This is a genomic window from Rhodococcus ruitaii (genome assembly GCF_055230935.1).
The window spans coordinates 19,512-41,651 of record NZ_JBUYWC010000020.1 but is presented as its reverse complement, the minus strand read 5'-3'; the positions used below and the strand labels follow the sequence as shown (position 1 = coordinate 41,651).

Genomic DNA, 22,140 nt, shown 5'->3' with positions numbered 1-22,140 from the left:
CTCTGACGTGGAACCTCGTGAGTATCGGTGCGAGGCGACTCCGGCGCCCGGCCGGCACGCGAAGGATAGGCGCCCACATGACCGAGCCCACTCAGTCGTCGCCCGATCAGCCCTCCGAGGATGCCCCGCTGAGTTCCGGCGAGCGTCGTGAACTCGAGCGGCTTCGGCTCGAGGTCGCGGAACTACGGAGACAGTCTCCCGGTGCGGCCCCGGCCCCCCGAACCGATATCGAGCGTCCCGCGCGCGGACGCGCCCTCCGCTGGACCGCGGTGGTCATCCTGCTGGTGCTCATGGGCCTACTTGCCATCAGCTCAGTGGTCGCCCGCTTCGCGCGCAGCGAGATACTCGACACCGACCGTTACGTGACCATGGTGACACCGCTCGCCTCCGATCCGGTGATCCAAGGCGCGGTCACCGATCGGGTGACCGAGGAGATCTTCTCCCAGGTCGACGTCGAAGGACTCACCACGGATGCCTTGAGCGCACTGACCGAAGACAGGCCGCGGTTGGAACCGGTGGTGGGTCTGGCTCCGGTCCTCGTGGGGCAGGCGGAAAGCTTCGTGCACGACACCGTCAGCAGCCTGGTTGCATCGGACCAGTTCGAGAGCCTGTGGATCCAGGCGAACCGCACAGCGCACGACAGACTCGCCGCGGTGTTGACCGGGGACACCCGCGTCGAGGCCGTTCAGATCGACGAAAGCGGGACGGTGAGCCTGAATCTCGCCCCGATCATCGAACGAGCCAAGACGCTGCTCGTCGACCGCGGGTTCACGTTCGCCGACAATATCCCGGAGATCGACAAGCAGTTCGTGTTGTTCCAGTCTCCCGAACTCGTGAAAGCCCAGCGCGCTGTCACCGCCCTCGACAATGCCTCCGGGGTCCTTCCATGGCTGACGCTGCTCGTAGCGGCGGGAGCGATCTGGGCTGCGCCGCGCGGTTCGCGACTTCGGGCGCTGTCCGCGGTCGGCATGACCTTCGTCGTCGCCATGCTCGTCCTCGCATCGGCGATACTCATCGGCCGGTCGCTGTACCTGGACAATCTTCCGGCCGAGGTGCGCTCACCCGACGCGGCGGCGGTGTTGTTCGACACCGCCGCGACACCGTTGCGCACGACCCTGCGCGCGGTGTTGGTCACGGGGCTGGTGGTGGCGGTCGGCGCCTACCTGATCGGCGGATCGTCGTCGGCGATGGCGGTACGTCGCGGGTTCGGTTACGGGATGAACAAGCTGAGGAACCCGGACAGCACCCGCACTCCGAGCACCGTCGAGGTGTGGCTGACGCACGCCCGCGTACCGGCGCGGGCGGCGATCATCGCCGTGGCCGTGCTGGTGATCGTGTTCTGGAACTACCCGACCGGAGCGGTCGTCGGATGGACCGTGGTGATCGCCCTGGTCGCACTGATGCTCCTCGAGGTCGTCGTCCGGCCGGTCGTCACGAGAGCACGCAAGCCGGTCGACTCGACCTGACCATTGCAGAGCGCTTGTCACAAGCACTCCATTCGATGAAAGGATGTATCGCACCATGACGAAGAGACGTGAGGTCCTTCCGATTCCCGACCGGCAGCACCTCGGACTGATCACGTACGACGCGAAGGACCCGGACACGGCCTTCCCACCCATCGAACCCCTACTACCTCCGGAGGGCGCACCGAATGTCCTGGTGGTCCTCCTCGACGACGTAGGTTTCGGTGCCAGCAGCGCTTTCGGCGGTCCGGTGCACAACCCGACCGCGGAGCGTCTGCAGCGCGACGGTCTCACGTACAACCGGTTCCACACCACCGCTCTGTGCGCGCCGACCCGCGCTGCGCTGCTCAGCGGCCGCAATCACCACTCGGTGGGAATGGGCATGATCACCGAGACCGCCACGTCGGCACCCGGGTCGTCGGGGCTGCGACCGAACACCAAGGCACCGTTGGCCATGACCTTGAAACTCAACGGGTATTCGACGGCGCAGTTCGGCAAGTGCCACGAGGTTCCTCCATGGCAGACGTCTCCCGTCGGGCCATTCGACGCCTGGCCCACCGGAGGGGGCGGCTTCGAACACTTCTACGGCTTCATCGGCGGCGAGAACAACCAGTACTACCCCGCCCTGTACGACGGCATCGTCCCTGTGGAGGCGGACAGGAGTCCCGAGGAGGGCTACCACCTCACCGAGGACCTCGCCGACCGCGCGATCGACTGGATCCGCACCCAGAAATCACTCGCGCCGAACAAGCCGTTCTTCGTCTACTTCGCCCCGGGCGCGACCCACGCTCCGCATCATGTTCCCGCAGAGTGGGCGGACAAGTACGCGGGCCGGTTCGCGGACGGATGGGATGCGCAGCGAGAGTCGATTCTTGCGCAGCAGAAGCGACGAGGTGTCGTACCGGCAGACACAGAACTAACCGCGCGGCCGGAGGCGATCCCTGCATGGGACGAGATGGACGACGTGCTCAAGCCGGTTCTGGAACGCCAGATGGAGGTCTACGCGGGCTTTCTTGAACACACGGACTTTCATGTCGGTCGTGTGGTCGATGCAATCGAGGCGCTCGGTGCTCTCGACAACACCCTCGTCTATTACATTGTCGGCGACAACGGCGCCTCGGCGGAGGGAACCGTCAACGGCGCGTTCAACGAGATGGCGAACTTCAATGGCCTCGCAGCTATCGAAACTCCCGAGTTCATGGCAGCGATGAAGGAGAAACTCGGTACCCCGGACGCCTACAACCATTATTCGGTGGGGTGGGCGTGGGCGATGTGCGCGCCTTTCCAGTGGACCAAGCAAGTCGCCTCCCACTGGGGTGGCACTCGTAACGGCGCAGTCGTCCACTGGCCTGCCGGAATCCGCAGCAAGGGCCAGATCCGCTCACAGTTCACCCACGTCATCGATGTGGCGGCGACCGTGCTCGAGGCGGCCGGGTTGCCGGAACCGACCTTCGTCAACGGGGTGCAGCAATCCCCGCTCGAAGGCCCGAGCATGATGTACACCTTCGACGACCCCGACGCGCCGGAGCAGCACGACCTGCAGTATTTCGAAATGGCCGGCAACCGCGGGATCTATTTCAAGGGCTGGAGCGCGGTCACCCGGCACAGCACACCTTGGCTGCCGAACGAAGAGCTTCCGGCCCTCGACGACGATGTTTGGGAACTCTACGACGGCACGACCGACTGGTCGCAAGCACGGGATCTCGCAGCCGATATGCCCGACAAACTCGCGTCGTTGCAACGTCTCTGGTTGATCGAAGCGGTGAAGTACAACGTGCTCCCCATTGATGACCGCCGATTCGAACGACTCAATCCGACCATCGCTGGCAGACCACAATTGGTGACGGGCAGCAGGCAGGTGCTGTTCCCCGGGATGAAGCGGCTCAGCGAACACAGCGTGATCGACCTCAAGAACCGGTCGTTCTCAGTAACCGCGGCGATCGAGACACCGAAGAAAGGCCCCACCAACGGTGTGGTGATCGCTCAGGGCGGCCGCTTCGGTGGCTGGGCTCTCTACGTGCGCGATGGACGCGTGAAGTTCGTCTACAACCTTCTCGGCATCGAAGAATACACGGTCGGCGCGACCGAAGACGTCCCGGCTGGCACACATCAGATCCGCGTCCAATTCGCGTATGACGGTGATGGCCTCGCAATGGGCGGAGACGTCACCCTCTACGTCGATGGCCGCAGTGTGGGTACCGGCCGCGTCGACAGGACCCAACCGATGATCTTCTCCGCAGAGGAGACCACCGATATCGGAGACGATTTCGGCATGCCGGTGAGCAACGACTACGCCGGCGCCAGTAAGTTCAACGGACGCATCGAGGTCGTGCAGATCGACGTCGGCGACGACGACCATTCACACCTGATCGACCCCGCAGAAGTTGCGCGGGTCGCGACTTCACGGCAGTGACATCACGACACCGAGGCGCCATCACGACACCGAGACGCCGAAACCACGTGACCTCGCCCACGGCGCTCGGTCCGTCTTGGCAGGTCGGTGCGGTGCTCAGGTACCGTCGAAGTTGTGTCCGAATACCGTCCCCCGCGTCGCGTGGCTCTGATCGTGTTGGTGGTCGTCGCCGCGGCCGGGTGCCTGGCTCTCGGGTATTGGCAATGGACACGCTTCGAAGCGGTCGGCGGTAACGGACAGAATCTCGGTTACGCGTTCCAGTGGCCGGCGTTCGCGTTCTTCTGCATCTACGCGTATCGGCGTTTCGTCAAACTCGAGGCCGAAGAAGCTCAGGCCGACGACCCGGATGGCACACACGCACCGAAGCGCGCGGAACCCACAGAGATCCCGGTGGATCTTCTGCCGAGCCGCCCGAAGGTCTCGATCGACGAGTCCGACGACACCGCGAACGATCTCGAGGCGAAGCAGGCCCGGGAATACAACGAGTACCTCGCGCAACTCTCGCGCGGGTCCGAGAGGAGCGGTCAGTGAGCACCACCCCCGAGGCGTCCGACCAGGCAGCCGCGACTCCCCGCACCGTCAGCGACGCTGATCGCAAGAAGATCGGCTCCGCGCTGCTGCGGTACCGCGTGCTCGCGTACGCCACCGGCGTCTGGCTGCTCGTCCTCACTGCAGAGATGATCGCGAAGTACATCATCGGCATCGAGGACCTCCCGTCGTGGATCGCGATCGTGCACGGCTGGGTGTATGCGGTCTATCTCGTGCTCACCTTCGATCTGTCGATCAAGGTGCGCTGGCCGTTCTCGCGCACTATCGGCACGCTGCTCGCGGGCACCGTACCGTTCCTGTCGTTCTACGTCGAGCATCAGCGCACCAAGCAGGTCAAGGCGGACTTCGGAGTCTGACTCCGCGGGCCTGCTGTAGGTGCTCAGCGTGTGGGTAACCGCACTACCTGCACGAAGAACTCGTCGATCTGTTTGACGGCCTTGATGAATTGGTCGAGGTCGACGGGTTTGGTGACATACGCGTTGGCGTGCAACCGGTAGCTGCGCAGGATGTCCTCCTCCGCAGACGAGGTGGTCAGCACGACCACCGGGATATACGAGAGATCGAGATCGGATTTGATCTTCTCGAGTACCTGGCGTCCGTCGTACTTGGGCAGGTTGAGATCGAGCAGGATCAGGTCCGGACGCGGTGCGCCGGCATACTCGCCACGCTGATACAGGAAGTCGAGTGCTTGCTCACCGTCGCGGACGACGTGAAGATTGTTCCCGATCTTGTTGTCTTCGAACGCTTCCCGCGTCATCAGCTCGTCGCCGGGATCGTCTTCGACCAGAAGTACGTCGATGGGCTTTCCGGTCGCGGTCATGCATGGGCTCCTTCGGAAGCGTCCTCGGTCGTGGGCGTGGATTCCCGCGACACGGGAATCGTAAAACAGAAGCGGCAACCATCCGTGTATCCGTGGTCGATCCAGATCTCTCCGCCGTGGTATTCGACGATCTTGCGGCACAGAGCGAGTCCGATACCCGTACCGCCGTATGCTTCGCGACCGTGGAGGCGCTGGAAGATCACGAATACCTTCTCGGCGAATTCCTCGGCGATGCCGATGCCGTTGTCGCTGACGCTGATCTGCCAGTTTGCGCCAGCGCCCTCACCCACCTGCTCAGACGCGATCCGCACAACAGGAGCCCGATCCGGCTTCCGGAATTTGATCGCATTGCCCACCAGATTCTGCCACAGCATATTCATCAATGTGGGGTCGCCGGTGATCTCCGGCAACCCCGTGGGTCGCTCGATCTCCGCTCCGGTTTCGTCGATCAATTCGGAGAGGTTACCGAGTGCCGAGTCGAGCGACCGATCGAGTTCGACGGCGACGTGCGTGTCGCCTACCCTGCCCACGCGGGAGAATGTGAGCAGATCGTTGATGAGGACCTGCATTCGTTTGGCGCCGTCGACCGCGAAGGCGATGTATTGGTGACCACGCTCGTCGAGCCGGTCGCCGTACCGCTTTTCGAGGAGTTGGCAGAATGACGCGACCTTGCGGAGTGGTTCCTGCAGGTCGTGCGATGCGACGTAGGCGAACTGCTCGAGTTCGGCGTTGGATCGGCTGAGTTCCATCGCCTGTGCTTCCACCTGAGCGTGGTGTTCTTTCGACACATCCAGTTCGTGTGCGAGACGTGCCCGCATTCCGTCCACGTCGATGGCGAGTGCGCGGATGTCGCTGGGGCCGTCGACGCTGATGCGCTGACCGAAGTTTCCGGCCGCGACCTTGCGGGTTTCCTCTCGTAGCCGAGTGAGCGGACGGACGATGAGGGAATGAACCAGCAGCGCCACGCAGATACCGCTGAGGAGGAACACCACGATCATGGTGGTGAACAAGCGGTCTCGCATGGAGCGTACGTCGTCGAGGACGGCACCGGCATCGTCTCGCGCATCCGCCAGATCCGAGGCCTGGACCTCGAACAGCTGTCGCAGCTGATCGAATGCCGACGCGCCCGATTCGGTGACGGCAACGTCCACCGCGCGCGGTTCCCCGGGCACGACCGAGTCCATCAGCGGAACCGCGTACAGTTCGCGCCATTGATTCGCCGCGTCGTCGATTGCTCGGGCGTCGGCGATCAGCCGTTCGTTCACACCCGGTACCGCTTCTTGTTTCTCGATCAGCGAAAGGAACGCCGCGGCTGCGCGAGCTTCTTCCTCGCGACCTACTCTATAGGGCTCGAGCAGGGCAGGGTCGGCAGAAGTAATGTATCCCCGCACGCCGGTCTCTTGATTCAGGAGTGCGCTCTGCAGACGACCGGCCTCGATCTCCGCGGGTTGGATCACGTCACGCAGATAGTTGGACACCTCCACTGTGCGGCTCAACGAGCGCGCACCGACGATGGCGGCGACGCTGACCCCCACGATCACCAGTCCCAGAACGAGGATCACCCATCCTCGTACGGTGAGTCGCGACCACAGTGGTGCACGATCACGCAGTGGTGCACGATCACGCAGCGGTGCACGATCACGCAGCGGTGCACGATCACGCAGCGGTGCACGATCACGCAGTGGTGGCCGATCGTACGCGGACGAACTGCGATCGCCGGAGCTCGGGTCGGTCATCGGTTCGTGGTCCTGTTCCATCGCACATGCACCAGTGCAACGTCGTCGGCCAGACCGCCGTGCGCCTCGGCGAGTTTCTCGGCATCACGCACGAGCGCGTCGGCGAACTCGTCGGATTCGAGACGCCCGCCGTTGCGCGCGAGTTCCAGAAGGCCCAACTCGCCCAGGCGTTCGCGCCCGGCGCCGGTATGTCCTTCGAACAGCCCGTCCGTGAACAACACGAGCGCACCTTCCGGAGGTAGCTCGAAGGCGTGGAGGGGCCAGTTGGCGGCACCCGGGATCAGCCCGAGTGCAGGACCACCAGGTGCTTCGACCCACTCGACCGCATGCCCGGAACGCAGAAGCAGCCCCGGATGCCCCGCTCGTATCACCGATACACCGGTCCGGTCGGGCGCCATGACAATGGTCGTCACGGTGGCGAAAACGCGATCCTCCGCCCGTTCCGCGAGAAGGATCTCCTCGAGCTTCTGCATCTGCTGCTCGCCGACGATGCCGCTCAGGACCAGTGTGCGCCACGCGATGCGTAGGGCAACACCGACGGCCGCTTCGTCGGGGCCGTGCCCGGCAACATCCCCGATGAGTGCGTGCACCGCACCGTCGTCGGTTTGGACGACGTCGTAGAAGTCTCCGCCGAGCAGCGCAGATGCACGGCCCGGACGGTATCGGGCCACGACTTCTACATCGTTCGCGCGTAGCAGTGGCGACGGCAGCAGACCTCGTTCAAGTCTCGCATTCTCCTGCGCGTGCAATTCGCTCGCCTGGAGCGCCGCAGCATGTTGTTCTGCCTGTTTACGTTGGATCGCGTACCGCACGGCACGACCGAACAACTCGGGTTCGACCCTGCCTTTGACGAGGTAATCCTGTGCACCGACAGCCACCGCGGCAAGCCCGGTCTGTTCCTCGGCGAGGCCGGTGAGCACGACGATCGGTACGGTTTCGGCGTAGTCCTGTACCCGGGCGACGGCTTCGACACCGTGGGCATCCGGGAGGTGGAGATCGAGCAGCACGCAGTCGGGTGTGCTCTCGGTCAGTGTGTCGCGGGCCTCGGCGAGCGACTGTACCCACACGACCTTCATGTCCGGGGCGCTGTCGGCGACGAGTTCTTCGACGAGCAGCGCGTCGCCGGCGTCGTCCTCGATCAGCAACAGCAACGGCGCATTCGCCCCTTCCCCCGGTCGTTGCGCATCCACGGCGGTCGTTCCTCCTGATCACGGCGGCCCCCGGGAATCGGCATTTCACGCCGACACCCTCGCGGAACACTACCCACTGGCGTGTCCTCATGCCTGCGCGACGACCTCACAACCGGGCACGCTCGCATCCTTCGGAGTGATCTTGCATGATGGTCCCTGTGAATGAACGATCAACGGAACACCCCCACATGGGCCTGTCGACGACACGGTCGGGGTCTGTCACGGTGTTGTCCGTGCGCGGGGATGTCGATCTCTCCAGCGCACCGCTGCTGGAGGAACAGGCCCTCGGCCTGCTCACCACCGACAGCCCCTCCGGTTTGATCGTCGATCTCACCGAGGTGAGTTTTCTCGCATCAATGGGTATGGCCTTATTGGTGGAGTTGTCGAAGCGCACCGCCGGCAGCGTCGAATTCGCGGTGGTGGCAAACGGGAATGCCACCGCACGACCGCTCGAGCTTCTCGGTCTGGGAGAGGTCCTTGCGATCCATCCGGAACTCGACGATGCTCTTTCCGCGTTGAGCGGCGAACCGGCAGCACCGCCGGAATAGTGCTGCCCGTCTCGACGAACAGAGGGAGCCATGCCGACTCACCCATCAGGGTCTGCGTCGTTCGAGTCCGGTGGAATCTTTTTCCACGGGGTACGTGCGGATCCGTCCGATATCGCCGGGGTACGCCGCTCGATGCAGCAGTGGCTGGGCAATCTGCACCTCGGGCCCGAACACGAACAGGACGTGGTGCTGGCGAGCTATGAGGCCATGGCGAACGCCGTCGAACATGCCTACTCGGCGAACGACCCATCTGCCACGGTGGACCTCGAGGCCGTCTACCGACCTCAAGACCGGCACCTCGAGGTGACTGTCGCCGATCATGGCAGGTGGCGCGATGTCTTGGATCGAACCGGATACGGATCTCGCGGCCACGGTCTCACCCTGATGCGCAGCCTGTCCACAGAGATGGTGGTGACGCCGAGTCAGGCCGGAACTCACGTCGCCATGCGCTGGTCGCTCTGAATCAGATCTCGAGTTTCCCGACATCGGCGCGTTCGCGTCCGGACTTCGAGCGGAGTTCGCGGCGCGCGGCCCGGTCGCCGAGATACTCGAGGAACCGGCGCCCCTCCGATGTTCGCTTGATCAACACCGGTTTCACGATGTTCGCCGCCACGACTGGTAACACCACCGCAGGCGGGACCGACGGCAGTCCCAGATCGTCCAGTCCTCGTTTGCTGAGGAAGAACCGAAGCATGCTGAGCAGGCGCAGCCACTCGTACCGGCCGAGGAGGCCCGGGTGCTTCCCGAGGTCGAGAGTGCGGTGGCCGTCGACGAGTGCGCGTGACAGGGCAGCGCCCGCGGATGTGACGTCGTCCTGCACCAGCACCACGTGGTAGTGCGTCCCACCCGGAATGCGCGTGCGCCCTTCTCCAGGAGTTCCAGTCGGGAATCTGTTCGCGCCAGATGACGAGGATCGCCTATCTGTTCAGCGGGTCTTCTCGAGATAGAGGAGCACGGCACGCACCCGACGGCTCTGTGTTGTATCGCGAGGCAGGTCGAGCTTTCCGAAGATCGCGTTCACGTGCTTCTCGACGGCACTGACGGACATCGACAATTGCTCGGCGACACCGGCATTCGTCAACCCCCTCGCGACGAGTTCGAGCACGTCGTGTTCGCGCGGCGTCAGCGCGGCGAGTGGATCGTCGTCCTTGTCGCGCGCGAACAGTCGACGCACAAGCTCCGGATCGAAGGCCGTGCCCCCCGATGCGACACGTACAAGGTCCGTGAGGAACGTGTCGATATGCGCGACACGGTCTTTCAACAGGTACCCGACGCCACCGATTCCTGTGGTCAGCAACTGCACAGCGTTTCGCTGCTCGACATATTGGGATAACACCAGCACGCCGAGTTCCGGCCGTTCCGTCTTGAGATGTAGCGCGGCGTCAAGTCCTTCCGTGGTGAACGTCGGGGGCATGCGCACGTCGAGGAGAACCAGATCAGGTGGCTCGTTATCCACTGCGCGCAGCACTTCGACGGCGCTGCCCACCGCGGCCGTCACCTCGTGGCCTTCGTCGGCGAGCAGACGCACGAGTCCCTCACGCAGCAGCGTCGAGTCCTCCCCGATCACGATGCGCACGGGATCCTCGCTTCCACTACCGTCGGACCACCGTCCGGACTGTCGACCCGGAAGGCCCCGTCGAGGGCTGCGACACGTCGCCGCAAGCCGGTCAGTCCGATTCCGCCGGGATCCGCCCCTCCACGACCGTCGTCGGTAGCAGTGACGGTGACGTGATCACGACCGGCCATCACCCTGACGGAGATTCTGTGCGCGCCTGAGTGTTTCGTCGCATTGGTTACCGCCTCGGCGCACACGTAGTACGCGGCGGCCGACACGTCTCGTGCGGGTTCGCGTTCGACGGCCACATCGATGTCGATGGGGAGCGCCGTGTGCGAGGGTAACGCTTTCAGTGCCTCCGCGAGCCCATGCTCGTCGAGTGCTGCGGGGTAGATGCGCCACGCGACATCGCGCAAATCGGCGAGTAGCTCCTGCGACTGCCCGACAGCGGTATCCAATGCTGCCGTCAGGTCGTCATGGCCTCCGCGTTCCGCGGACCTTCGTGCACGCCCCAGGTCCAGCGCGAGCACCACTGCGCGCTGCTGCACACCGTCGTGGAGTGCACGTTCGATCCGACGTCGCTCATCGTCGATGGCCGCGATGACGTCGGCGCGGGTCCGTTCGAGTTCGCGCAGACGGGCTCGCGTCGTGTCGTCCCCGAGGTATCGAAGCGCGAGTCCGGTATCCCACTTGCCCGCCACGATCGCAAGCCGGAGCAGCAGATAAACCGCAACCACACCCACACCGAGCGACACCGCCCCGTCCACCACCGGGATGCGTGCGGTGACCAGCAGAAGGAGCGCCCACAACGAATAGACCAGCGTGACCGTGAGACCGGCGACGAGCACGACACCCGTAGCGGGCGCATAGATACAACGGCGCCTGAAATAGCGGACGGGGTCCCGGTCGGGAAGTTCACGGACGGCGGCTACTCCAAACCATCTGACCAGCCGTTCTCTGTCGTCGCGGGCACGGCGCGCTGTGGCCGTCGGAGTTCCCGCTGCGGCGCCCGAAACAGCGGTGCCGGCGCCGAGGAGCGCGCCGAACACCGCCCGCAGAGCCCGCACGACGGGTCGAGCATCACGCATCGTGGTCACGGCGCGAGGCTACCCGCATCGTCACGTCACGACGGGCAGGCTTCGTGGTGCCGCGCCGAACACGCAGGGTCCCGAAGACCACACCGGCGACGACCACAATGATGATGACGAGTTTCTGCAGCATCGATGCGTACTCCTCGACAACGTGCCAGTTCTCGCCCAGGCTGTAACCCGCGAGGACGAACACCGAGTTCCACAGCGCACTGCCGACGCCAGTCAGCACCACGAACAGACCGACCGGCATCCGGACCACACCGGCCGGCACCGAGATCAGACTCCGCACGATCGGGATCATGCGGCCGACCAGGATGGCTTTCGTGCCGTGGCGCTCGAACCAATGCTCACTGCGGGCGAGATCGCCGGCGTGGACGAGCGGGAGCCTGTCGACCAGGCGGTACATCCGGTCGCGTCCGAGGACGGCACCGACGAGATACAGGGCCAGTGCGCCGACCACCGAACCGACTGTGGTCCACACCAACGCTCCGATCAGAGACAGGTCCCCTCGAGCCGCAGCGAATCCGGCGAGGGGCAGGATCACTTCGCTCGGGATCGGGGGAAACAGATTCTCGGCCGCCACCGCGATGCCGGCACCGATCGCGCCGAGCTTCTCCATCAGGTCGACAGCGACCCCGGCGACACCGTCAAGTTCAGAGGTCGCGGCGAGATAGGACTTGGGTTCCAGGTTCATGAATTCAACACTAGGAACCGAAAACCTGCACGTCGCTGGGGGTTTCCGGACAGAATCGAAGGTCCAGGGTGCGGTTTACCGCACCCCGGACTCCCCGGTCACCTGCTCGCGAACGCAGCAAGCGCAGGCACCAGCTGAGCGAGTGCGCGACCCCGGTGCGACGCGGCATCCTTTTCTTCGGCGCTGAGCTGCGCCGCGGTGCGGCCCTCCGCTTCGGGCACGAAAACGGGGTCGTAGCCGAACCCGTTCTCACCCCGAGGAGCATGTGCGATCGCGCCACGCCACTCGCCGCGCACCACGGTGACGGCGACGGTGTCGCCGTCGGGGACAGCGAACGCGCAGGCCGACACGAAGGCGGCGCCCCGACGCTCGTCGGGCACATCGTTCAACTGGGCGAGAAGAAGCGCCGTGTTCGCAGCATCGTCACCGTGTGTGCCGCTCCACCGCGCCGACAGCACTCCGGGCATGCCGCGAAGAGCGTCGACTTCGAGTCCGGAATCATCCGCGATGCAGGCCATCCCTGTCGCCAGCACGCCGTCACGAGCCTTCGCCGCAGCATTCTCCTCGAACGTCGCGCCGGTCTCGGGGGCTTCCGGGTAGGGGGGAACAGCGTCGAGACCGACGGGTTCGATCCCGGCGATGCCCGCACCGTCGAGAACCCGTTGCAACTCCCGGAGTTTCTTCGCGTTCCGGCTTGCCACGAGCACTCGTGTGGCCACGTCAGGCACCGAACTTCTTCTTCGCCGGCTCGGCGGTGGGTTCCGGCAGGACACCGGGATACGGCTGTTCGAGGACCTCGCGCTGGATGCGGCACAGTTCCTCGATGCCACCGAGCGCCGAGTCGAGCAGTTTGTCGAGCGTCGTACGCGGGAAAGTGGCGCCTTCGCCGGTGCCCTGGATCTCGACGAGGGTGCCCGTATCGGTGGCGATGACGTTCATATCGACCTCGGCGCGCGAATCCTCCTCGTACGGGAGGTCGAGCCTGACTCGACCGTCGACGACACCGACGCTGATGGCCGCGATCTGGCACGACAGCGGCTGCGGATCGGCAAGGCGACCTGCCGCTCGAAGCCAGGTGACCGCGTCGGCGAGGGCCACGTAGGCACCGGTGATGGCAGCCGTGCGGGTTCCTCCGTCTGCCTGCAGGACGTCGCAGTCCAAGGCGATCGTGTTCTCACCGATGGCGGCGAGGTCGATGCACGCACGCAGGGAGCGGCCGACGAGTCGACTGATTTCCTGGGTGCGGCCACCGACCTTGCCCTTCACTGATTCGCGGCCGCTACGGGTGTGCGTGGCGGCGGGCAGCATCGCGTATTCGGCAGTGAGCCAGCCCAGACCCGAACCTCGACGCCACCGCGGTACCCCTTCTTCGACGCTCGCGGTGCACATCACACGAGTCTGTCCGAATTCGACGAGGACCGAACCCGCGGGGTGGTCGGTGAACCCTCGGGTGATCTTGATGTTGCGGAGTTGGTCGTCTTCCCTGCCATCTGCTCGTGTCGTCACCCGGACGAGCCTAGGGGATGCGAACGAAACGACTCAGATGCGGTAGACGTCTCCGGAGGTCACTGCATGCACCGGACCGTGGAACTCGGCCTTTGCCTCCGCTATGACATCTTCGCGAGACGTCCACGGTGGGATGTGGGTGAGCAACAGTTCGCCGACTCCGGCACGGGCAGCGACCTGCCCCGCCTCGGTACCCGACAGGTGGATTCCTTCGGGGCGCGCTCCTGGCGCGTGAGTCCAGGACGCTTCGGACAGCAGCACGTCGGCGCCGCGGGCGAGCTCGACGACCTGATCGCACATGCCGGTGTCGCCGGTGTAGACGATCGTGCGGCCGGAGTCGCTGGTGATCCGGAAACCGTACGCCTCCGGAGGATGGTTGACCTTGGTGGAGCTGATGGTGAGCGCACCGAACTTGAACGTCCCGCCGTCGCTCAGGCGTCGGATGTCGAGGGTGTCGGAGACGTCGTCGATCTCCCCCGCCACCTCCGCCGAGGCGACACCGAGGCGTTGCTCGGTACCTGCCGGACCGTATACGGGAACCCTCCCGGTGGGGGCGTTCGGGGAGTAGCGGCGCCACACGAGGAGGCCGGGGATGTCGAGACAGTGGTCCGCGTGGAGGTGGGACAGGAGTACAGACACCTCACCGGGATCGGCGTGACGTTGCAGGGCCCCGAGCACTCCCGGACCGAAGTCGATGACCAGGGGCGGGGTATCGGGCGCGGTGAGCAGATACCCGGATGCGGGAGAATCCGGCCCGGCCACACTGCCCGAGCACCCCAGAACGGTCATGCGCATAGGGTCATGCTGCCATGCCGAAGGTCGTCGATGAAGCCGACGTCCGATTTCGGGGTGGACTCACAGTTACAACAATGCTGTGACCCACGGATCGGCACACGGTTCGGACGTGACGCCGGTCGCGGAGTTCAGCGCAGCGGATCCGCCGCTTTCACCGCTCGAGCACGGCGCGCGTCGGACGAGAGCAGCCATGCCGCGACGACCCCACCGATCGCCCCGAAGAGATGACCTTGCCACGACACGAACGGGTCGCTGGGCAGAACTCCCCACAACAGTCCGCCGTAGAAGAACAGAACGACGAGCCCGAGGACGATCTGTCCGCCCTTGCGGGTGAAGATCCCCCGGATGATCAGGTAGGTCAACCACCCGAAGATGAGCGACGACGCACCGATGTGGTTCTCGCCGGAGCCGGCGAACAACCAGGTACCGACACCGGCGACCACCCAGATGACTACGGTCGCCGCGATGCCGCGGGTGACGCCGGACGACAGCAGGACCAGGAAGCCCAAAACGAGTGCGGGCACCGTGTTGGCGGTCAGATGTGTCCAATCGCCGTGCAAGATGGGCGCGAACAGGATGCCCCACAGTCCGTCACCGGTGCGAGGTTCGATCCCGGCCGACTGGAGGTTGGCAGGCAGTATCCGATCCACGATCTCGACGACGTAGAGGAAGGCCACGAAGCCGCCGATCCACAGTCCGGACCGCAGCCACGTCGGTCGTTCGGTTGGCGGGGTACCCGTCGGGATGGTCATGCGTCCATTGTGACGTCTGTCCGAGTGACGTGTGGGTCTGTCGTGGTCACAGCATCCGAGTGGACGGGAAGGTGTCGAAGTAGGACGGGATTCCTGCGACCGACTCGGCGGACAGGACTGCGTCGGCGATGGCGCGTTCGACTGCGTCCGCCGCCGCCACGCAGACGGCCGCCAATATCGGTAGGTCGGTGGGGAATGCGTCGGGCACGCCGTCCGGCACGGGGAGGTCGGTGGCGCCCGTGGACAGGGCGAAGAGCGTGTCGCCGTCGAGGGGCGAATGTGCCGGCCTGATCGCCCGGGCAAGACCGTCGTGTCCGGCCACGGCAACCCGGCGGCACGCAGCTTTGGACAGCCGCGCGTCGGTTGCGACGACGCCGATGGTCGTGTTCAGCGCAGTGCCCTTGTCTCCGAGCGCGTTGGCGGCGGCGAGTTCGGCAGCGTCCGGGGCGGTGAGGCCGGGGTCGGGTGCTCGGGTCGTGGTCGTCGCCCACGGCAATCCGGTGGCGGGGTCGAAGACCGACCCGACAGGATTCGCCACGACCAGCGCGGCGACGGTGGCCCCCGCAGCCGGTCCGTCTCCCAGCCGGATACTCGCGCTTCCGATTCCTCCCTTGAGCACTCCCGCGCGCGCGGCGGTGCCGGCACCGACGGATCCTCGCGGGAGTGCCGTGTCGGTGGCCGCCGCGGCGGCCGCGTATCCGCCTTCGGCGGTGGGCCGGGTGTGCCAGTGCCCGACGGGCAGATCGAAGATCACGGCGCCGGGCACGATCGGCACCACGGCGCCGGGCGCACCCATCGGGATACCGCGGCCCTGTTCCTCGAGGTAGCGCATCACGCCGTCTGCGGCGGCCAGGCCGTAGGCACTTCCCCCGGTGAGGAGGACAGCGTCGACGTGCCGGACCGAGTGGCTCGGATCGAGCAGGTCGGTTTCGCGGGTGCCTGGCCCGCCGCCGCGCACATCGACCGCACCGACTGTGGGCCGGTCCGTGAGGATCACGGTGCAGCCGGTGGCGGCGCCGGTTCCGGGTTGTTCACCGGCGACAGTGACGTGGTCGTCGAGTTGCTGCCAGTGGCCGACGCGCAGGCCCGCCACGTCGAGGAGGGAATCCGTAGGTCCCGGCGTCACGGCAGCAACGCCTGAACGAGGGAGTCCTGCATCCAGGTCAGCCAGTGGTAGACATCGAGATGCGGTGCGCGGGGATCGTCCTCGTCGAGGGTTTCGGGGGTGTCGGTGTCGATGCCAAGGGTGGTGCCCAGCGCGAGCCGCACGTCGTTGAGCCCGTACAACCAGGATTCGGCCTGTTCCGGGTTGAGGACCACCTTTCCGCCCTTTTCGGGAACGGTCCGCAGGATGACGGCACCGGCAGCCAGCTTCGCGTCGATGATGCTCGGTTCGTGGAGGCTTCGGAGTGCACCGTTGAGGTCGCCTGCCTCGTCGTCGGCGTTGACGGAGGCGTCCGCGTCGGGTCGGTGGAAATTGGGGAGCAGTCGTTCGAGGGCCGGAATCTCGGGTGGGGTGGAGTTACCTGTGCGCAGCCCGGTGAGTTCGGCAAGATCGTCCCGAGGTGCCTGTGCGGATCGGTCCTCCAGCATCCCGAGCACCGAGGCGACGAGGGAGCGCAGGACGGAGGCTTCGTGGCCGTCCATCTCCGATCGAAGTTTGGGGCCGCTCAGCGAGTTCTTCCGGGTCCACTGCCGCACGTCGGTCGGATCCTCCTGTAGGCGCCTTATTCGTCCCGTTGCATCGTGGCCCACAGCCCTGCGGCATGTAGACGCTGCACGTCGTGTTCCATCTTGTCACGGGATCCGCTCGACACAACGGCTCTGCCCTCGTTGTGCACCTCGAGCATGAGTTCGGTCGCCTTGGCTTTGCTGTAGCCGAACAGCTTCTGGAAGATGAAGGTCACGTAGTGCATGAGGTTGACGGGGTCGTCCCACACGACTGTCACCCACGGTCGGTCGACCGCCTCGATTTCTTCGACGACTTCCGCTTCGGCAGGCATGGCCTGACCCGCGGTGATCAGGCGGACGTCGAGGGGGGTTGTCCTGGAACACGGCGCCATGCATCCAGAGTACGGCGTTCTCACGACTCGAAAAACCCACCGGCATCGTGCTCGCTCTAGAGTGAGCGGATGGCTGTCACATTCACCGGCACGAAGCCGGTGAGCACCGCACTGTTCACGGACAAGTACGAACTGACGATGCTCGAAGCCGCGCTGGCCGACGGTTCCGGCGATCGCCCCTGCGTCTTCGAGTTGTTCGCACGCAAGCTTCCCGCCGGTCGCCGGTACGGGGTGGTCGCCGGTACCGGGCGACTGCTCGAGGCGCTTCCCGCGTTCCGGTTCGGCGACGCCGAGCTCGCCGTTGCGGCGGACTTCCTCGAACCGTCGACCGTAGCGTGGTTGCGCAATTTCCGGTTCAGCGGCGATATCGACGGCTACCGCGAGGGCGACTTCTATTTTCCCGGCTCGCCGATTCTGTCCGTCCGCGGCACGTTCGCCGAATGTGTGCTCCTCGAGACGCTGGCGCTGTCGATCTTCAATCACGACAGCGCTATCGCGTCCGCCGCGGCGCGCATGGTCAGCGTGGCCGACGGGCGCACCCTGATCGAGATGGGCTCGCGCCGCACTCACGAGGAGGCTGCGGTGGCTGCGTCCCGCGCGGCGTATCTCGCGGGCTTCGATTCGACCTCGAACCTCGAAGCGGCGCGGCGTCACGCGGTTCCCGCCGCCGGGACGGCCGCCCACGCGTTCACCCTGCTGCACACCACTGCGCACGGCCGCAATGAGGCGTCGGCATTCCGCAGTCAGATCGAGTCGCTCGGTGTCGATACGACTCTGCTCGTGGACACCTACGACATCACCCAGGGCGTAGCGACGGCGATCGAAGTGGCGGGTCCCGATCTCGGTGGTGTCCGGATCGACTCCGGGGACCTCGGGGTGCTGGCACGTCAGGTGCGCAGGCAGCTCGACGACCTCGGCGCCAGGCGGACGAAGATCGTGATGTCCGGCGACTTGGACGAGTACGCGATCGCGGGTCTGCGTGCCGAACCTGTCGATGCGTACGGGGTCGGGACATCGCTGGTCACGGGTTCGGGTGCACCGACCGCAGGCATGGTCTACAAACTCGTCGAGGTCGACGGCATACCGGTCGAGAAGCGCAGTACGGCCAAGGAATCGCGCGGCGGTGCGAAGCGCGCGGTGCGGTACGCGCGCAGTACCGGCACTGTCGTCGAGGAGGTCGTCTACCCCGAACACCTGGAGGTGCCCACCGGAGCGGGTCGCACCGCGACGGAACTCGTGGTTCCGCTGGTCCGCGGTGGCGAGCCGGTTCCCGGTCTCCCTACCCTGGAAGACAGTAGGGAGAACCTGAAGAAGTCGATGGTGAGTCTGCCGTGGGAGGGACTGACGATATCGGCCGGAGATCCGGCGATACCCACTCGTTTCGTGACTGCGGCAACCGGGAGGTGAGGTCGATGCGAGCACTGCTGGTAGTCGATGTGCAGAACGACTTCTGCGAGGGCGGTGCTCTCGCAGTGAGTGGCGGTAGCGCGGTTGCGTCCGCCATCACGCGTTTCCTCGCCGAGCGGGGTGACGACTACTCTCATGTCGTCGCGACACGCGACCATCACGTGGATCCGGGTGCGCACTTCTCGGACGATCCCGACTTCCTCGATACCTGGCCACCACATTGTCTTGCCGACACCGCCGGTGCCCGGTTCCATCCGGATCTGGAGTTGTCGCGAGTCGAAGCGGTGTTCTCGAAGGGTGCCTATGAGGCCGCGTACTCGGGTTTCGAGGGCGTCGACGATGCGGGGCAGTCTCTTGCGCAGTGGCTGCGCGAGCGCGGCGTGACAGATGTCGACATCGTCGGAATCGCCACCGATCACTGTGTGCGCGCGACGGCGTTGGATGCCGTCGAGGCGAACTTCGGGACGCGGGTACTGCTGCCCTACACCGCGGGCGTTGCCGACGCGACCATCGAGTCCGCGCTCGATCGGATGCGTAGCGCAGGTGTCGACCTGGTCGCATGGGTGGGCGCCGAAACCTGACGGTGGGTCCCGCTACCCTGGCCCGGTGCCAGAACTCCCGGATGTCCCCGAATTGCTGCGTACGGCGGTGCACGCTCTGGGCGGAAAGGAGCGTCGCACTCAGCTGACCATGGCGTCCGCGGTGGCGCATTGCATCGACACCGGTGAGCACCTCGCGGTGCAGGCGGGCACCGGCACCGGCAAGTCGCTCGCGTATCTCGTGCCGAGCATCCGGTACGCGGTGCAGACCGGCCGGACCGTGGTGGTGTCCACCGCGACCATCGCTCTGCAGCGCCAGCTCGTCGACCGCGATCTCCCGCGGCTCGCCGAGGCCCTCGCAGAGACCCTCGGCCGTCGGCCGCGCTTCGCAATTCTCAAGGGCCGCGGAAACTATCTCTGCCTGAACAAGATTCACACGGGTCTCGCAGAGGAGGCACCGGCCGAGGCCCAGCTGTTCGACGCGTTCACGCTCTCACGTATCGGCCGCGAGGTGCGACGCGTGACGGAATGGTCGTCGACCACCGACACAGGCGACCGCGACGACCTCTCTCCCGGCGTCTCCGATCAATCGTGGCGTCAGCTCAGCGTCACCGCCCGCGAATGCCTCGGCAAAGCACGCTGCCCGGTCGGCGACGACTGCTTTGCCGAGATCGCACGCGCTGAAGCGTCGCAGGTCGACGTGGTCGTCACCAACCATGCCCTCCTCGCGATCGACGCCATCACGGGGATCGCCATCCTGCCCGAACACGACGTGGTGGTCATCGACGAGGCGCACGAACTCGTCGATCGGGTCACCGGTGTCGCGACCGCCGAGTTGTCGGGCAGCACCATCTCCGCAGCCGCGCGGCGCTGCGTCAAGCTGGTCGAAGATGAGGACGTCGACCGGCTCGAGGGTGCCGCCGAGAATTGGGAGTCGCTACTCGAGGAGCTTCCGGCCGCCCGGTGGGATTCGATGCCCGAGGGTGCTGCGGCTGCACTTGCGTCGATCCGCGATGCCGCGTGGACGGTTCACACCGCGATCGGTCCGGCCAAGCCGGGCACTGATCCCGAAGCTGCAGCTGCCCGCAGCCAAGCGCTCGCCGAGATCGACGACGTGCACGATTGCGCGGTCCGGGCGCTGACCACGTTCGAACAGCCCGATCCCGCGCAACGCCAGGATGTCGTGTGGCTGTCCGCCGACGAGTTCCGCGGCAATGTGCGCCGCACGGTGCGAATTGCACCGCTGTCGGTCGGGGGGCTGCTCAGGTCGCGGTTGTTCGGTGAGTCGACGGTGGTGCTCACCTCGGCGACGCTCACGGTCGGGGGGTCGTTCGACGGCCTGGCCGTCAACTGGGGGCTCCCCCCGCAAGCACCGTCGCGTAGCGAGACCGCGGCCGCGTCCGGAGTCGAACCACCCGCCGACGGGAGTGAGCTGAAGTGGAATGCCGTCGACGTCGGATCCCCGTTCGACCACGCGAAGTCCGGAATCCTGTACATCGCGAAGCACCTCACGCCACCCGGCCGCGACGGACTCGCGTCGTCGCATCTCGATGAGATCGCCGAGCTGGTCACGGCTGCGGGTGGCCGTACCCTGGGGTTGTTCTCGTCGATGCGTGCAGCGAAGACCGCGACCGAAGCTCTGCGCGACCGAGTGGCCACCCCGATCATGTGCCAGGGCGACGATTCCACGGGTGCGTTGGTCGAGAAGTTCGCGGCAGACGAAGCGACGTCGCTGTTCGGCACGCTGTCACTGTGGCAGGGCGTCGACGTACCCGGCCGGTCTCTTTCGCTGGTCCTCATCGACCGGATCCCGTTCCCCCGCCCCGACGATCCGCTGCTGGTGGCCCGGCAGCGTGCCGTCGAATCCCGGGGTGGCAACGGTTTCATGGCCGTCGCCGCGAACCACGCCGCGCTGCTCCTGGCTCAGGGTGTCGGAAGGTTGCTGCGAGCAACCGACGATCGCGGGGTCGTCGCCGTACTCGACTCACGCCTGGCCACAGCCCGCTACGGCGGTTATCTGCGGGCATCGCTACCGCCATTCTGGGAGACCACCGACCCGGAGATCGTGCGCAAGTCCCTCACCCGGCTCACCAGCTGACGAAAGTGTGGATCCGAGCCCGGATTCCGGGCTCGGATCCACACGATTTGCTCACCGAGAACGGTTCAGGGCCGCCCGGATCTGCCGGACGACCTCGTCGGGTTCCTGGGTGAGCGAATGCCACGTGAACCGCAGGACGTGCCACCCCGCATTGACCAGGATGTTCTGCCTGTCTGCATCACGGCGGTGCCGGTGTGCATCGCGATGCCACGCCCACCCATCGACCTCGATAGCGACCCGTGCATCGTCGAACACTACATCGATCTCGAATCCGCAACTCATGGCGTGCGCGCGCCACCCGGTGAGGCCGGCGTCGCGCAGCAACCGGTACAGAACACGTTCGGCTTCGGAATGTCCCCCGGCACGAGCGACGCACAACAACCGGTGAGCCGATCGAGCACCACGGCGACCCGAGTTTCGGACGTGCGCTGCTTCCAGCGCGGTCAACGAGGTACGTCGTTGCAACGCGCGGTCCATGAGCACCGAGCCGTCCGGCAGTGCGACCGCAGCCTCGAGAACGGTCAAGGGCAAGGAGGTCACAACCAACGACCTGACGGTGACGACGTCGCGCTCGTCGAGGTCGCGTCGACGAAGCGTGACCTCACGACCGCGCCCGAGTGTTCGGTGCTGCGGAATCGTCACGAAAGCGCGTGCGGGGGGACGTTCGCAGAGCCCGTGCCACCATGCCGCACTCGGCCCCCATGCAGTTGCGCCCGGACCTGCGCCATAAACCGATGCCCGTAAACGAACCGCCGCGGTGTGCGGGCGGTCTGCACGTAGGTAGACACCGTTTCCGAGGGTTCGCCATTCACCCGATCGGACCCTACGGTCGATCGCCGAGGTACTGACTCCGTGCGCGCGTGCTTGGTCGCGGGTGATGACGCCGTCCTGTCGCGCCATGATCTCGTGAATCACTCTCGG

The 22,140-nt window shown here is 65.7% G+C and carries 24 protein-coding genes and 1 pseudogene; 9 read left to right on the top strand and 16 right to left on the bottom strand.

All coding sequences use genetic code 11. From position 1 onward, the window contains the following. Nucleotides 1-77 precede the first annotated feature (77 nt). From ACZI8W_RS22940 to ACZI8W_RS22925, 4 genes are all read left to right on the top strand, one after another. The gene (locus tag ACZI8W_RS22940; RefSeq protein ID WP_463370822.1) at nucleotides 78-1,466 is read left to right on the top strand and encodes a hypothetical protein; all 1,389 of its coding nucleotides are present in this window, start codon (nucleotides 78-80) and stop codon (nucleotides 1,464-1,466) included. 55 nt (nucleotides 1,467-1,521) lie between these two features. Continuing rightward, on the top strand, nucleotides 1,522-3,876 hold the full coding sequence (locus ACZI8W_RS22935; protein WP_463370821.1) for a sulfatase-like hydrolase/transferase: 2,355 nt from the start codon (nucleotides 1,522-1,524) through the stop codon (nucleotides 3,874-3,876). 114 nt (nucleotides 3,877-3,990) lie between these two features. Continuing rightward, nucleotides 3,991-4,407 (top strand): transcriptional regulator, encoded by a 417-nt coding sequence (locus ACZI8W_RS22930; RefSeq protein WP_463370820.1) that lies wholly within the window; start codon nucleotides 3,991-3,993, stop codon nucleotides 4,405-4,407. Then, nucleotides 4,404-4,781, top strand: a complete 378-nt coding sequence (locus tag ACZI8W_RS22925) for a DUF3817 domain-containing protein (RefSeq protein ID WP_463370819.1) — start codon at nucleotides 4,404-4,406, stop codon at nucleotides 4,779-4,781. The genes ACZI8W_RS22930 and ACZI8W_RS22925 overlap by 4 nt, the downstream gene beginning before the upstream one ends. Before the next feature lie 23 nt (nucleotides 4,782-4,804). Here the strand turns inward: ACZI8W_RS22925 and ACZI8W_RS22920 are convergent, their stop codons facing one another. From ACZI8W_RS22920 to ACZI8W_RS22910, 3 genes are read right to left on the bottom strand one after another with little or no spacing between them, the layout of a single operon-like run. Further along, the gene (locus tag ACZI8W_RS22920) at nucleotides 4,805-5,245 is read right to left on the bottom strand and encodes a response regulator (RefSeq protein WP_463370818.1); all 441 of its coding nucleotides are present in this window, start codon (nucleotides 5,243-5,245) and stop codon (nucleotides 4,805-4,807) included. Next, the gene (locus ACZI8W_RS22915; protein WP_463370817.1) at nucleotides 5,242-6,981 is read right to left on the bottom strand and encodes a sensor histidine kinase; all 1,740 of its coding nucleotides are present in this window, start codon (nucleotides 6,979-6,981) and stop codon (nucleotides 5,242-5,244) included. Before ACZI8W_RS22915 ends, ACZI8W_RS22920 begins: the two co-directional genes overlap by 4 nt. Continuing rightward, the gene (locus ACZI8W_RS22910) at nucleotides 6,978-8,171 is read right to left on the bottom strand and encodes a PP2C family protein-serine/threonine phosphatase (RefSeq protein WP_463370816.1); all 1,194 of its coding nucleotides are present in this window, start codon (nucleotides 8,169-8,171) and stop codon (nucleotides 6,978-6,980) included. The genes ACZI8W_RS22915 and ACZI8W_RS22910 overlap by 4 nt, the downstream gene beginning before the upstream one ends. Nucleotides 8,172-8,329: 158 nt before the next feature. Between ACZI8W_RS22910 and ACZI8W_RS22905 the strand changes: the two genes are divergently transcribed. Together ACZI8W_RS22905 and ACZI8W_RS22900 are read left to right on the top strand one after the other, a co-directional pair. Further along, nucleotides 8,330-8,719 carry an STAS domain-containing protein gene (locus ACZI8W_RS22905; protein WP_463370815.1) on the top strand — a complete coding sequence of 130 codons (390 nt, stop codon included), beginning with the start codon at nucleotides 8,330-8,332 and terminating at the stop codon, nucleotides 8,717-8,719. 30 nt (nucleotides 8,720-8,749) lie between these two features. Next, nucleotides 8,750-9,181 (top strand): ATP-binding protein, encoded by a 432-nt coding sequence (locus ACZI8W_RS22900; protein WP_463370814.1) that lies wholly within the window; start codon nucleotides 8,750-8,752, stop codon nucleotides 9,179-9,181. A gap of 1 nt (nucleotide 9,182) precedes the next feature. On the opposite strand, the gene ACZI8W_RS22895 is transcribed toward ACZI8W_RS22900, so the two are convergent. From ACZI8W_RS22895 to clpS, 11 genes are all read right to left on the bottom strand, one after another. After that, nucleotides 9,183-9,548, bottom strand: coding sequence for a hypothetical protein (locus ACZI8W_RS22895; RefSeq protein WP_463370813.1), 366 nt, complete (start codon nucleotides 9,546-9,548; stop codon nucleotides 9,183-9,185). Nucleotides 9,549-9,644: 96 nt separating this feature from the next. Continuing rightward, nucleotides 9,645-10,295, bottom strand: a complete 651-nt coding sequence (locus ACZI8W_RS22890) for a response regulator (RefSeq protein ID WP_463370812.1) — start codon at nucleotides 10,293-10,295, stop codon at nucleotides 9,645-9,647. Beyond that, nucleotides 10,283-11,362, bottom strand: a complete 1,080-nt coding sequence (locus ACZI8W_RS22885; protein ID WP_463370878.1) for a sensor histidine kinase — start codon at nucleotides 11,360-11,362, stop codon at nucleotides 10,283-10,285. Before ACZI8W_RS22885 ends, ACZI8W_RS22890 begins: the two co-directional genes overlap by 13 nt. Further along, nucleotides 11,355-12,059 (bottom strand): DedA family protein, encoded by a 705-nt coding sequence (locus ACZI8W_RS22880; protein WP_463370811.1) that lies wholly within the window; start codon nucleotides 12,057-12,059, stop codon nucleotides 11,355-11,357. The genes ACZI8W_RS22885 and ACZI8W_RS22880 overlap by 8 nt, the downstream gene beginning before the upstream one ends. A gap of 98 nt (nucleotides 12,060-12,157) precedes the next feature. After that, nucleotides 12,158-12,778, bottom strand: coding sequence for an RdgB/HAM1 family non-canonical purine NTP pyrophosphatase (gene rdgB, locus ACZI8W_RS22875; RefSeq protein WP_463370810.1), 621 nt, complete (start codon nucleotides 12,776-12,778; stop codon nucleotides 12,158-12,160). 1 nt (nucleotide 12,779) lies between these two features. Beyond that, a complete protein-coding gene (gene rph, locus ACZI8W_RS22870) occupies nucleotides 12,780-13,565 on the bottom strand; it encodes a ribonuclease PH (RefSeq protein ID WP_463370809.1) in 786 nt (261 codons plus the stop codon). A 33-nt stretch (nucleotides 13,566-13,598) separates the two neighbouring features. Further along, complete coding sequence (locus ACZI8W_RS22865) at nucleotides 13,599-14,360, bottom strand: cyclic nucleotide-degrading phosphodiesterase (RefSeq protein ID WP_463370808.1); 762 nt, start codon at nucleotides 14,358-14,360, stop codon at nucleotides 13,599-13,601. A 128-nt stretch (nucleotides 14,361-14,488) separates the two neighbouring features. Continuing rightward, a complete protein-coding gene (locus ACZI8W_RS22860) occupies nucleotides 14,489-15,112 on the bottom strand; it encodes a rhomboid family intramembrane serine protease (RefSeq protein WP_463370807.1) in 624 nt (207 codons plus the stop codon). Between the two features lie 46 nt (nucleotides 15,113-15,158). Next, nucleotides 15,159-16,238 (bottom strand): P1 family peptidase, encoded by a 1,080-nt coding sequence (locus ACZI8W_RS22855; RefSeq protein ID WP_463370806.1) that lies wholly within the window; start codon nucleotides 16,236-16,238, stop codon nucleotides 15,159-15,161. Next, nucleotides 16,235-16,813: an oxidative stress transcriptional regulator AosR gene (aosR, locus tag ACZI8W_RS22850; RefSeq protein WP_463370805.1), complete on the bottom strand. Its 579-nt coding sequence runs from the start codon at nucleotides 16,811-16,813 to the stop codon at nucleotides 16,235-16,237. Before aosR ends, ACZI8W_RS22855 begins: the two co-directional genes overlap by 4 nt. Nucleotides 16,814-16,839: 26 nt before the next feature. Continuing rightward, a complete protein-coding gene (gene clpS / locus ACZI8W_RS22845; RefSeq protein WP_463370804.1) occupies nucleotides 16,840-17,175 on the bottom strand; it encodes an ATP-dependent Clp protease adapter ClpS in 336 nt (111 codons plus the stop codon). Between the two features lie 69 nt (nucleotides 17,176-17,244). On the opposite strand from clpS, the gene ACZI8W_RS22840 reads away from it, so the two are divergent. From ACZI8W_RS22840 to ACZI8W_RS22830, 3 genes are read left to right on the top strand one after another with little or no spacing between them, the layout of a single operon-like run. Next, entirely contained in the window at nucleotides 17,245-18,582 is a 1,338-nt protein-coding gene (locus ACZI8W_RS22840) for a nicotinate phosphoribosyltransferase (protein ID WP_463370803.1), read from the top strand. A 5-nt stretch (nucleotides 18,583-18,587) separates the two neighbouring features. Next, the gene (locus ACZI8W_RS22835; RefSeq protein WP_463370802.1) at nucleotides 18,588-19,163 is read left to right on the top strand and encodes a nicotinamidase; all 576 of its coding nucleotides are present in this window, start codon (nucleotides 18,588-18,590) and stop codon (nucleotides 19,161-19,163) included. A 25-nt stretch (nucleotides 19,164-19,188) separates the two neighbouring features. Then, nucleotides 19,189-21,219: an ATP-dependent DNA helicase gene (locus ACZI8W_RS22830; protein ID WP_463370801.1), complete on the top strand. Its 2,031-nt coding sequence runs from the start codon at nucleotides 19,189-19,191 to the stop codon at nucleotides 21,217-21,219. Nucleotides 21,220-21,270: 51 nt separating this feature from the next. Here the strand turns inward: ACZI8W_RS22830 and ACZI8W_RS22825 are convergent, their stop codons facing one another. Then, nucleotides 21,271-21,861 carry an endonuclease domain-containing protein gene (locus ACZI8W_RS22825; RefSeq protein ID WP_463370877.1) on the bottom strand — a complete coding sequence of 197 codons (591 nt, stop codon included), beginning with the start codon at nucleotides 21,859-21,861 and terminating at the stop codon, nucleotides 21,271-21,273. A gap of 144 nt (nucleotides 21,862-22,005) precedes the next feature. Further along, nucleotides 22,006-22,119 (bottom strand): annotated as a pseudogene (locus ACZI8W_RS22820) (type IV toxin-antitoxin system AbiEi family antitoxin domain-containing protein); the annotation flags it as partial. Nucleotides 22,120-22,140: the final 21 nt, after the last annotated feature.

Coding starts and splice junctions, on each gene's coding strand:
- ACZI8W_RS22920 (WP_463370818.1), bottom strand. CDS start 5,245: ATGACCGCGACCGGAAAGCCCATCGACGTACTTCTGGTCGAAGACGAT.
- ACZI8W_RS22900 (WP_463370814.1), top strand. CDS start 8,750: ATGCCGACTCACCCATCAGGGTCTGCGTCGTTCGAGTCCGGTGGAATC.
- ACZI8W_RS22940 (WP_463370822.1), top strand. CDS start 78: ATGACCGAGCCCACTCAGTCGTCGCCCGATCAGCCCTCCGAGGATGCC.
- ACZI8W_RS22860 (WP_463370807.1), bottom strand. CDS start 15,112: ATGACCATCCCGACGGGTACCCCGCCAACCGAACGACCGACGTGGCTG.
- clpS (WP_463370804.1), bottom strand. CDS start 17,175: ATGGCGCCGTGTTCCAGGACAACCCCCCTCGACGTCCGCCTGATCACC.
- ACZI8W_RS22935 (WP_463370821.1), top strand. CDS start 1,522: ATGACGAAGAGACGTGAGGTCCTTCCGATTCCCGACCGGCAGCACCTC.
- ACZI8W_RS22840 (WP_463370803.1), top strand. CDS start 17,245: ATGGCTGTCACATTCACCGGCACGAAGCCGGTGAGCACCGCACTGTTC.
- ACZI8W_RS22865 (WP_463370808.1), bottom strand. CDS start 14,360: ATGCGCATGACCGTTCTGGGGTGCTCGGGCAGTGTGGCCGGGCCGGAT.
- ACZI8W_RS22835 (WP_463370802.1), top strand. CDS start 18,588: ATGCGAGCACTGCTGGTAGTCGATGTGCAGAACGACTTCTGCGAGGGC.
- ACZI8W_RS22880 (WP_463370811.1), bottom strand. CDS start 12,059: ATGAACCTGGAACCCAAGTCCTATCTCGCCGCGACCTCTGAACTTGAC.
- ACZI8W_RS22885 (WP_463370878.1), bottom strand. CDS start 11,362: ATGCGTGATGCTCGACCCGTCGTGCGGGCTCTGCGGGCGGTGTTCGGC.
- ACZI8W_RS22915 (WP_463370817.1), bottom strand. CDS start 6,981: ATGACCGACCCGAGCTCCGGCGATCGCAGTTCGTCCGCGTACGATCGG.